At 41.8% G+C, this 11,210-nt stretch carries 8 protein-coding genes and 2 tRNA genes; 4 read left to right on the top strand and 6 right to left on the bottom strand.

Features of this window, described 5'->3' with window-relative positions; all coding sequences use genetic code 11:
• Positions 1-52 precede the first annotated feature (52 nt).
• From B4N75_RS02460 to B4N75_RS02435, 6 genes are all read right to left on the bottom strand, one after another.
• On the bottom strand, positions 53-775 hold the full coding sequence (locus B4N75_RS02460; RefSeq protein WP_296668045.1) for a hypothetical protein: 723 nt from the start codon (positions 773-775) through the stop codon (positions 53-55).
• Between the two features lie 278 nt (positions 776-1,053).
• Positions 1,054-1,126 (bottom strand) — tRNA-Pro (locus B4N75_RS02455).
• A 50-nt stretch (positions 1,127-1,176) separates the two neighbouring features.
• Positions 1,177-1,250, bottom strand: a tRNA-Asp gene (locus B4N75_RS02450).
• A 145-nt stretch (positions 1,251-1,395) separates the two neighbouring features.
• Complete coding sequence (locus B4N75_RS02445; RefSeq protein WP_296668047.1) at positions 1,396-2,859, bottom strand: nicotinate phosphoribosyltransferase; 1,464 nt, start codon at positions 2,857-2,859, stop codon at positions 1,396-1,398.
• Between the two features lie 277 nt (positions 2,860-3,136).
• Positions 3,137-5,704, bottom strand: coding sequence for a heavy metal translocating P-type ATPase (locus B4N75_RS02440; protein ID WP_296706520.1), 2,568 nt, complete (start codon positions 5,702-5,704; stop codon positions 3,137-3,139).
• Between the two features lie 14 nt (positions 5,705-5,718).
• Positions 5,719-6,027, bottom strand: coding sequence for a metal-sensing transcriptional repressor (locus B4N75_RS02435; protein ID WP_296021053.1), 309 nt, complete (start codon positions 6,025-6,027; stop codon positions 5,719-5,721).
• A 185-nt stretch (positions 6,028-6,212) separates the two neighbouring features.
• Between B4N75_RS02435 and B4N75_RS02430 the strand changes: the two genes are divergently transcribed.
• The 4 genes from B4N75_RS02430 to purM all read left to right on the top strand — a co-directional run bounded on the left by B4N75_RS02430 (position 6,213) and on the right by purM (position 10,822).
• Complete coding sequence (locus tag B4N75_RS02430) at positions 6,213-7,619, top strand: M16 family metallopeptidase (protein WP_296668050.1); 1,407 nt, start codon at positions 6,213-6,215, stop codon at positions 7,617-7,619.
• Between the two features lie 35 nt (positions 7,620-7,654).
• On the top strand, positions 7,655-8,998 hold the full coding sequence (locus tag B4N75_RS02425) for a M16 family metallopeptidase (protein ID WP_296668052.1): 1,344 nt from the start codon (positions 7,655-7,657) through the stop codon (positions 8,996-8,998).
• Positions 8,999-9,075: 77 nt separating this feature from the next.
• Entirely contained in the window at positions 9,076-9,573 is a 498-nt protein-coding gene (gene purE / locus B4N75_RS02420; protein ID WP_296668054.1) for a 5-(carboxyamino)imidazole ribonucleotide mutase, read from the top strand.
• Positions 9,574-9,727: 154 nt separating this feature from the next.
• Complete coding sequence (purM, locus tag B4N75_RS02415) at positions 9,728-10,822, top strand: phosphoribosylformylglycinamidine cyclo-ligase (protein ID WP_296668056.1); 1,095 nt, start codon at positions 9,728-9,730, stop codon at positions 10,820-10,822.
• Positions 10,823-11,210 lie beyond the last annotated feature (388 nt).

Genomic DNA, 11,210 nt, shown 5'->3' with positions numbered 1-11,210 from the left:
GCCCGATAATGACAGTAAAATTTAAAACTCGAAATTGAACCTGCTTATTTTTTTAATAAACGACCATCCTGTAGCAGCCCCGGCTTGAGCGGAAAATTTTTATTTTTGTTGCGGAATCAGTTTCAATCTGGTTTTTTAATCTTGAAATATATGAGTAGACAGACGATTTATGGTCAAAAAAATCCTTTTTGTTTCTAAACAGAACTTTTTCGAGTTCGGACAAGCTCATGTCTTTTGTCCTGTTTTTGTACATATATTCAAAAAGCTGAAAAAGAGCAGGCGAAAGATTGTTCCTGAACCTAAAATCAAGAAGGTTAATTTCGCGCTGAGTTTCGCTGCCTCTAAGTTTTTCCCATCCGACCGGAATTGCCGGCTGCAAAAGCGAAATATGCCGTTTTACGCTCGGATCGCAGATTATTTCGTTTAATTTTTTGAGCGTCGAAATGCAGTTTTGCGGAAAATTAAACTGGTAATAAAGCTCATTTTGGCTTATCCAGTGGTTTACCCGTTCGTCGTCTGGGGAAGAAGGGTCATTGTAATAAATTATGGGAATTTTTTTCCCCATTTCAAAAATCGATTCAAAAAGATTAAAGCAGCAGCCGCTTATAAGAGTAAAATCGCAGACAATCATATCAATCTGACAGTTAAAATCCTGAATGTTCTTGTACAGCAAGCTCCAGTCGTCCTGCAGATAGCAACGGCAGCCAGAATTCTCAAGCCTTTCCATAATAAGGCGGCAAACATTCTTTTCACGAGTCAAAAAGCAGATTTCCATAGACAACCTCTCCAAAATTGTCTTACCAGTCTTTAAGATTTTCGACTTTTTCAAAAAAAACTGAAGAATTTTTTATTTATAATGGGGCGCACAACTTTCCTAAAAAAAACACTTGTCGGTTATGCAAATTTTTTTTGTAAAAACGGCTGTCCGCGGCTACAGCGTCTTACGCGCTTCCGGTGTTTGCACACACACGCTTCTTCCGCGTGTCCGCTGCCATCCGGCGCCAAATAAAAAAATGCAAAAAAAAATCTGCCAGGACGACAGATTTTTTAATATCGGGTATGGCGGATTCGAACCGCCGACCCCTAACTCCCGAAGCTAGTGCGCTACCAGCTGCGCTAATACCCGATTTTTTTAATTTTAATAAAAAAACCTTCCTCACCGAGGAAGGTTTTTGACGCGAGCAGCGGGGCTCGAACCCGCGATCTCCGGCGTGACAGGCCAGCGCGATAACCAACTTCGCTATGCCCGCGTGATGTATTTATATTAGCAAAACGAATTATTTACGTCAATAGCATTTTTTAAAATTTTTTAATTTTTTTTGTTTTTTTTTCAAAAGACAAAAAAATCCACGATCGTAAAACTTTTTGCTTGTTTTGACCGTGGATTGATTTTGACTATTTTATTCTTTTTTCAATAAAATCCATCTTTAGATTTTTCATTGCTTCTGTCAGGCTTACTTTGTAAATATGCGGATTTAAAATACGCTTGTAAGAAGCATCCAGAGTTTCGAGCTGCTGCTGTGCTGTTTCGTGTGCAAGACGGATTACTTTTCCAGCAGGCTGTTTTTCTTCAATCCTGTTGCCGTTTTCTACAACTTTGTGCAAAAGAGCCTCAGTTTTTGCCGCCTTAAATGTAAACTGGCGGTAGTCAATCATCGGATGGTAGTAGCGGTATTCTTTTCCTGCTTCGATTTTTTCGTCTTCAGTTGCAATTATGTCGGCCTTTGCATTGCCTTCGTCATCATACAGACGGTATACATTTTTTATTCCAGGATTTGTGTTTTTTTCAGGATTGTCTGAAAATTTCATTGCAGGAATATTCTTGCCGGAGGTCTTGTCAAATCTTGCCGCCAGCTTGTAAACGCCTGTAAAGCTGGCCTCGTTTCCTCCAGTCACCATGTGGGTTCCAACGCCCCAGCTGTTGATTGGTGTGTTTTGCTGAACAAGAGTCTCGACAATTTCTTCTGTAAGCTCGTTTGAAACTGTGATTGTTGCCTGCGGAAATCCTGCCTTGTCCAGTTCTTTGCGGACTTCTGCCGTAAGATAGGAAATATCTCCAGAATCAAGCCTGACGCCGAAGTTGTAGCCTTTCTCTACGAGCTTTGCCCCTGCTTTGATTGCATTTTTTATGCCGGAGCGGAGAGTGTCGTAGGTGTCGATTAAGAAAATTGCCTTTTGAGGATAGAGCTTTGCGTATGCTTCGAACGCTTCAAGTTCAGAAGGGAAGGCCATAATCCAGGAATGAGCCATTGTTCCCATTACCGGAATATCGTAGAGTTTTCCTGCCAGAGTGTTTGAAGTTCCGGCTGCTCCGCCGATAAAACTTGCGCGCGTTGCGCTCATTCCGCCGTCTGGTCCTTGTGCGCGTCTTAAGCCAAATTCCATTATTGAGCCTTTTTTGCTTGCAAGCCAGATTCTTGCTGTTTTTGTCGCAATAAGGCTCTGGAAATTTATGTGGTTCAAAACCAAAGCCTCGACAATCTGCGCTTCAATCAGTTTTGCGTGGATTCTGACAATCGGCTCCTGAGGAAATATAACCGAGCCTTCTCTAAAAGCGTAAACGTCGCCTCTAAAACGGAAAGTTTTCAGGTATTCGAGAAAACCCGGCTCAAAAATCTTCTGTTGCCTTAAAAATTCAATATCGCTTGGACTAAAAGTAAAATCTGTGATTGCGTCTAAAAGCGTATCAAGACCGGCAAAAATTGAAAAACCGCCGTTAAATGGCTGTCTTCTGAAAAACATGTCAAAAACAACATCCTGATTCATGTCGTTTTTCCAGTAGCCTTGGGCCATTGTCAATTCATAAAAGTCGGTGAAGAGAGCACTGTTTATGGTGCTGTTTTCGATTTTTTCGTTCATTTTAATCTCCTATAAAAAGTCAAGATTAAAACTTCAGTTTTAGGATTGACTTTTTATTGCAATTTCGTAGCAAAGTGAGAAATTGCAGTTGATTAGTAAGTTTGCAACGCAAACTTGTAAAGATAAAAACAGACGCCATTTTCGGCTGTTTTTATCTTACATCCTGTCGAGTTTTTACTAAAAAAATGAAAGTTTTCTTCAGCGTTTACCGTCTTCATAAGCGGTAAAAACCGGCTTTCTAAATTTTTGTCCACATTTTAAAGATTTTCTTTTTTATTTACAAGTTTAAACCGGCATAAGTATAACCGGCGTCTGCAATCGCCCTTTCAAATTCGCTTTCTGGAACGTTTTTCGAAAGCTTTACCGTAACCTGCGAAGTCTTGTGGTCTGGCGAGGCTGTCTCTACGCCTTCGATTTTTTCAAGCGCTCTTTTTACGTGATTTTCACAGTTGCAGCACATCATTCCTTCTACTTTTAATGTTTTTTCTGTTAATTCTGCCATTTTTTCGGCCTCCTGTTTATTTTTATTTTCCGCAGAAACTACATTTTGTGCAGTTAAAGCGGATTTTTTGCTTTTTTTATTTTTTGAATTCCTCAAATTGAAAAAATTCAATCTGAGCGCATTTGTCACAACACAAAAACTTGAAAGGCTCATTGCCGCCGCTCCAAGCATTGGATTCATTTCCAGGCCAAAAAGCTTTATGTATGCGCCTGCGGCAATTGGAATTAAAAGAATATTGTAAAAAAATGCCCAGAAAAGGTTTTCGTGAATATTTTTTACAGTTTTTTGGCTGAGCCGGATTGCGCGGTTTACGTCCAGAAGACTGTTTTTTATAAGGACAACATTTGCCGCATCTATTGCAACATCTGTTCCAGAGCCGATAGCCATTCCCGTGTCTGCCGCCGTAAGAGCCGGGGCATCGTTTATTCCGTCTCCGACCATGCAGACTTTTCCTTTTTTCTTGAATTCGAGAACTTTTTCCGCTTTTTTGTCTGGAAGAACGCCTGCAATCACTTCGTCAACGCCTGCCTGAGCGCCGATCGCGCGGGCTGTTTTTTCGTTGTCGCCTGTGAGCATTGCGACAAAAATTCCCATATTTTTTAATTCTTCTATGGCTTTTGAGCTGTCGCTTTTTATTACATCTGCCACGGCTATAATGCCTAAAAGCCTGTCTTCTTCTGCAAAAAATAGCGGGGTTTTTCCTTGCTCTGCAAATTTTTCCGCAAGAATTTTAGGTTTTTCGCTTATATTAGAAAGTTTTGACTGAATAAAGCTCAGGTTTCCGCCGTAAATTTTTTTCCCTTCAAGTATTGCCGAAAGGCCGTTTCCGGGAATGGCTGTAAATTCAGAAGTTGGCTTTAACTCAATTTTTTCTTCTCCGGCTTTTTTTAACACTGCCTTTGCAAGCGGATGTTCGCTTTTTGATTCGAGCGAGGCGGCTTTTTCTAAAAGCTCGCGTTCAGAAACTTCAAATGCAAAAATGTCGGTTGCAAGAGGCTCTCCTTTTGTGATTGTTCCTGTTTTGTCCAAGATTACAATTTTTGACTTTCCTGTCTGTTCAAGCGCAGCGGAGTTTTTGAACAGAATCCCGTTTTTTGCGCCGATTCCGTTTCCGACCATTATTGCGACTGGAGTTGCAAGACCGAGCGCGCAAGGACAGCTTACGACAAGAACGGTTATTGCGCGGTTTAGGGCGAATGAAAACTCTTCGCCTGCAAAAATCCAGGCCAAAAATGTAAAAATCGAAATTAAAATTACTGCCGGAACGAAAATTCCAGAAACTTTGTCCGCAATTTTTGCAATCGGAGCTTTTGTCGCGGCGGCGTCGCTTACCATTTGAATTATCTGCGAAAGAGTTGTGTCTTCTCCGACTTTTACGGCCCTGCATTTTATAAATCCTGTCTGATTTAAAGTTGCCGCGCAGACCTTGTCGCCGTTTTTCTTGTCAACAGGAATCGATTCTCCTGTGAGCGCAGATTCGTTTACAGAGCAGCTTCCTTCAATAATAATTCCATCGGCAGGAATATTTTCTCCAGGGCGGACTACAAAAATATCGTCTTTTTGAACTTCTTCGATTTTGACAGTTTTTTCTGCTCCGTTTTTTAGGATAACCGCGGTTTTTGGAGAAAGCTTCATAAGGCTTTTAAGCGCGTCTGTTGTCTTTCCTTTTGAGATTGACTCTAAGAGCTTTCCGACTGTTATAAGAGTTACAATCATCGCCGCGCTTTCAAAATAAAAACCGTTCATAAGTTTTAGAGTGCGCGCGCTGTCCATTAGCAAAACCGAATCCGTCATCTCAAAAAGCACAAAAACGCTGTAAACAAACGAAACTCCGGAGCCAAGGGCAACGAGAGTGTCCATGTTAGGCGCAAGATGAATAAGACTTTTAAATCCAGAAACGAAGAATTTTTTATTTACGAGCATTATGAGAGCCGATAGAACCATCTGTAAAATTCCCATTGCGACGTGATTTCCGCCGTTTTTGGTAAGCCAGGCTGGAATCGGCCAGCCAAACATCATGTGTCCCATGCTAAAATACATTAAGACTGACAGCAGCAAAACCGACCAGACGAGCCTTTTTTTTAAGAGCGGAGTCTCGCTGTCTTCGGACGGAGTCTGGCCTTGAATTGAATGGCTTTCTTTTGATGAGAATTTCTGCGCTTTGTAGCCGGCTTTTTCGACAGCATTTATTATTTTTTCGGAAGAGGCTTCTCCTTCGACTCCCATGGAGTTTGTCAGAAGGCTTACCGTGCATGAATTGACTCCCGGAACTTTTAAAACCGCTTTTTCAACTCTTGCAGCGCAGGCCGCGCAGGACATTCCAGTTACTATGTATTTATCCATAAATTTTCCTTTTGCTATTTCATAAGCTTTTGAAGAATTTCCACAAGCTCGCCGACGGTTTCTGTTTTTCCGTCTTTAATATCGTTCACTACGCAGGAATTTATGTGTTCTGCCAAAAGAACTTTGTTGAACGAGTTTAACGCCGCATTCACCGCCGAAACCTGAATTAAAATGTCCGGGCAATAGGCGTTGTTTTCGAGCATTTTTTTGATTCCCCGAATCTGGCCCTCAATACGGCTGAGCCTGTTTGAAAGAATCTTAAATTCTTCCGGACTTCGTTCTTTTGTTCTTGCTGAGCAGCAGCATTTGTTTTTTGATTCCATTAGGATTTCCTTTCTTTTTATATTTTTTCCAGAAAATATATAATACCTCTATGGGGTATGTGTCAATAGAGTTGTCCTGAAAAACTGTATCTAAGAAACCGCAATATTGTTATATTGAATATATGACTCGGAAAATTTTTAAATTTTTTTTAACGGCCTTTTTTTTGTGCGGCGCGGTTTTTGTCTTGCCTGCCCAAAAGACTTCTGTTCCGTCGCTTTTTAAGTATAAGCTCGAAAACGGACTTGAACTTTTTGTAATGGAAAATGATTCTGCTCCGCTTGTTTACATCGAAATTGCCGTAAAAGCCGGAGCTGTTGCCCAGACGCCGGAAAACGCGGGGCTTTTTCATCTTTACGAGCACATGATGTTCAAAGGAAATGCAAAATACGCAAATCAAAAGGAGGCGTATGCCGCTTTGAATAAAATGGGCGTTTCTGAGTGGAACGGAACGACTTCGATTGACCGCGTAAATTATTTTTTTACAGTGCCGTCGGGACTTTTAAAAGACGGACTTGAATACTGGTCTTATGCAATCCGCACTCCGCTTCTTGACGAAAAAGAGCTCGAAAACGAGAAATCTGTTGTTTTGTCGGAAATAGAAGGCGGAATGAGCGAGCCGGGAAGAATTTTCGGCGCAGGAGTTTTTAAAAATCTTTTTTTTGAATGTCCCTGGAAAACCGACACTTCCGGCGATCCAAAAATCATAAGAAATGCGACAGCGGAAAGCCTTAAAAAAATTCAGGAAGAATATTATGTTCCTGCAAACACCGGACTTTTTGTCGGAGGCGATGTAAAGCACGAAGAAGTCTATTCTCTCGTAAAAGAAATTTACGGCGGCTGGCAGAACGGAAAAAACGCCCAAATTGGAAAGAAAATCGAAACTTCGTCAAAAACTCCATTTTCGGCCATAAAAAAGCTTGTCTTTGCCGATCCTCAAAATTCAAAGGGAATAAGCAGAATTGTTTTTTATCTGCGCGGACCTGACGCCCAGAGCGACGAGAATGACACTTATGCGGCAGATGTCTGGTCGTATCTCCTTTCAAACCCGTCTGGAAATTTTATTTCCGGGGCAATACAAAATAAAGAACTGAATATTCCAGATGCGGATTATATCGGCGGCTCGTATTCGACAATGCGGGCTAGCGGAGTTATAAGTTTTTCTGCCGCTTTTATGAATGATGAAAAAATTTCACCACAAAAAAGGGCGCAGCTTATTCTTGACTACTGGAACACGCAGGCAGTGGACGATATGCTCAAAAGCGGAACTGGATACGACGAAAAAGACATAAAAAGCGTAAAGGGCAGGCTTGAAGACAGCAGAACCTATTCAATGGAAACCGCTTCTCTTTTTTTACGGGGCTTTTCTTCGGAATGGGCTTCTTCTGGTGCGGATTATGCTCTTTCTTATGACGAAAATATTTTAAAAGTTGAAAATAAAGATGTCCGCTCTTTTGTTGAAAAATATATAAAAGATAAAAAAGGGCTTGCCGTTCTTTTTGTAAACCCGGAATATTACAGGGAAAATAAAAAAGAATTTGAAAAAGACGGCTGGCAGGAGCTTAATGCAGAAAATGCCCGCTGGTGGAAATAAATCCGCTCTAAAAAGGCATTTTTCGGAGGAAAATAATGAAGATTATAAAAAAAGCATTTTTTGTTTTGCTTGCGGCACAAATATTTTTTCTTGCAGGCTGCGCCTCGTCTCCAAAAAACGAAAAAGACGCTTATTATGAAGAAAATGTAAAAGATTTTTCGCAATATGAGTTAAAAAACGGAATTCCAGTGATTTTTAAAAAGACGAACGGCGGACAGGTTTTTGTTTTGCGCACGGTTTTTGAAGGCGGAACTCCGCTTGTAAGTCCAAAAATGGCAGGAATTGAAGGCCTTGCACTTGAGCTTATGTTCCACGGAAGCAAAAAATTTTCGTACGAAGACATTCAAAACATGCAGTACGGAATTTCTTTTTCGATGAGCGCTTCGAGCGGACGCGATTACAGCGTCGCCGGAATAAAATGCCTCCAAAAAGACTTGGATGGCGTTCTCGAAGTCTATGCCGATTCAATAAATTCGCCGGCTTTTTTAGAAAACGATTTTAAGCAGATGATGCTTAACGAAGAAGATTCTCTTGTGCGCTCAAAATCTGATCCGAGCGGCCAGCTTGGAATTGAGCTTGAAAAAACGGCGTTTGGAAAAACTTCTTATGCAAGCTCGGCCTCTGTAACCGAAGAGTCGTTAAAGCTTATTACTTTGGACGAAATTAAAAATCACCATAAAAAACTTTTGGATGCAAAAAGAATAAAATTTGTCGTTGTCGCAAATATGGACTTGGACGGACAGAAAAAACTGGTCGAAAAGCTCAATTCTTATTTTGGGGCGATTCAAAAAGGAAGCTACAAATCTCCGGAAGTTGGAGAGATTTTGGTTGAAGGCGAGGATATTTTCCTAAAAAATGAGCAGGCTGGAACTTCTGGCTATTCAATCGGATTTTTTAACTGTCCAGAGCGGTATGATCCGGATTATGTGCCTTTTGCAATTTCTCTTATGTATTTGGATGATATATTTTTTGACCAGGTGCGCGAGAAAGCAGGCGCTGTTTACTCAATCGGAACGGGCGTTCTTGGCGGAAAGCAGATGCTCGGAGCGATAAGCGCTTACAAAATAAGCGATACGGAAAACATTCATTCGTTGATTTACAAGGCGATTGAAAGTTTTCCGGGCGAAAAGCAGGTTGAAGAAAAACTAGAGCAATACAAAAACAAATACATTACGACATTGTTCGATTCGAGCCAGAGCGGAACAGGAGTAGCCGCAAATATTATTACTTCGCTTGAATATTCAGGAAAACCGGACACATATCTAAAACGCTCTTCTCAAGTGCAGAACGTAAGCGCAGGACAGGTTTATTCTGCATTTAAAAAGTACATATCGCCAGAGTCAAAAAATAAAATCCGCTGGATTACGGTTACAAAATGAGAAGCCTTTTTGGCAAAAAAAGGCTTTTTATAGAATTTGTTTTGATTTTAAGGTACTATGAATCCGAGGTGGTTTTTATGAAAGTTGCGATTTTTTTTGGCTCTAAATCAGACAAAGATACTATGAAGAAAGCGGCAGACGTTTTAAAGGAATTTGGAATTGAATACAAGGCTTTTATTCTGTCGGCTCACCGCGCAGGCGCGCTTTTGCACGAAACTGTAAAAAAAGTTGAAGATGAAGGTTTTGAAGTGATTATTGCAGGAGCCGGACTTGCGGCGGCTTTGCCGGGTGTTATTGCAGGAGCAACGACACTTCCTGTTATTGGAGTTCCGCTCGAATGTGTAAATCCCGGAGTTTCTAACGGTCTGGGCGGAATGGACGCGCTTCTTTCTATTGTGCAGATGCCTCCGCAAATTCCGGTTGCGACAGTCGGAATAAATTCTGCAAAAAACGCGGCTTACCTTGCGGCGGAAATTCTTTCGATAAAATATCCAGAGCTAAAAGAAAAACTTGCGGCTTTCCGCAAAAAGCTTGCAGATGAAGCCGTGGCTTCCGGTCTTGGCGTTGCGTTTTAGCGCATAATGACACAAGAGCGAAAAATTGATATTATAAAAAAATCTTAGCCCGCACTGGAGCAGCGGCGTTAGCCGGTCCGAAGGACTGAGGGTTACCGAACTGCGCAAGCGCGGCCGGGAACGAAAAATGCGCTCCAAATTATTGAGGAAAAATATGGCGACAATTGACTACAAAGATTCTGGCGTTGATGTTGAAGAAGGTTACAACGCTGTAAACGAATACAAGGTTCATGCAAAGCGCACCCGTATTCCTGGACTTTTGACGGATTTGGGAAGCTTTAACGGAATGTTTGAAATTCCTGCCGGCTTAAAGCATCCGGTCGCTGTTTCTGGCACTGACGGTGTGGGCACAAAGCTCGACATTGCTTTTCAGATGGGAAAATACGACACTGTTGGAATTGACTGCGTTGCAATGAGCGTAAACGACATTTTGTGTTCCGGTGTAAAGACTTCGTTCTTCTTGGACTATGTTGCCTGCGGAAAACTCGACGCAAAAGTTGCCGGACAGCTTGTAAAAGGTGTTGCCGACGGCTGCGTTGATGCCGGATGCGCGCTTCTGGGCGGAGAAACCGCCGAAATGCCTGGTTTTTACGATGACGGAAAATACGACCTTGCCGGTTTTGGCGTAGGTTTTGGCGAAAAAGAAAAAATGATTACCGGCGACAGAATTGAGGCCGGGGATGTTTTGATTGGGCTTTCTTCGACAGGATGCCACTCAAACGGATACTCTCTTGTCCGCAAGCTCGTAAAGGATTTTAACGAAGACTTTAACGGAAAACCGATTGGAGAAGTTTTGCTTACTCCGACACGCATTTATGTGCGCCCTGTTATGGACGCTTTGGAGACATTTGGCGAAAAAATCCACGGAATGGTTCATATTACAGGCGGAGGCTTTTATGAGAATGTTCCTAGAATGTACAAAAAAGGCGCGAACCTTGTAAGCGTAATCAAAAAGGACAGCTGGGAAAAGCCTGCGATTTTTGCCGAGCTCGAGCGCCGCGGAGCAGATCCGGAAGGCATGTGGGGAACATACAACATGGGAATCGGACTTGTTCTTGCCGTTAAAAAAGAAGATGCCGATGCGATTGCCGAGCATTTTAACAAAAAAGCTGCTGATTTTGCGACAGATGTCCACAAGAAACTTGGAATTCCAGATATGAAGGCCTATAAAATCGGCTATGTAAAAGCTTCTGAGCACGATTTGGGAGCAGACCTTAAAGGCTCGCACGAAGCAACAGTTCTTGAATAGAATTAAAAAATATTTTGTATGATAAGAAACCGGCTTAAATTCTGTTTTTGCCGGTTTTTTTATGCCTGTCCAGTTTTTTCTTTCAATGTTTGGTTTTCGGACACTTTTTTATTATTGCTTGATGTAAAGACGTAAATCCGGAAAGCGCCGCAAGCCTTGCAGGAAAATGTTGCAGGACTGACAGGAGAATGTTGCAGGACTTACAGAAAGATATTTACATACTGTCAGGAAAATGCCGCAAGCCTTACAGAAAGATATTTACATACTGTCAGAAAGATGCCGCAAGCCTTGCATATGGGATTATCGGGTCAAGCCCGATAATGACAGCGCATTCGCTGTCATTGCCCGGCACGACCGGGCAATCCCCCCCTACTCATACTTCCATCCC

Origin of the sequence: Treponema sp. UBA7570, from assembly GCA_002477955.1 — a bacterium.
In the GTDB taxonomy this organism is placed as follows: domain Bacteria; phylum Spirochaetota; class Spirochaetia; order Treponematales; family Treponemataceae; genus Treponema_D.
Note: the sequence above shows the minus strand (reverse complement) of the source record. Positions and strands in the feature narration are given on the sequence as shown.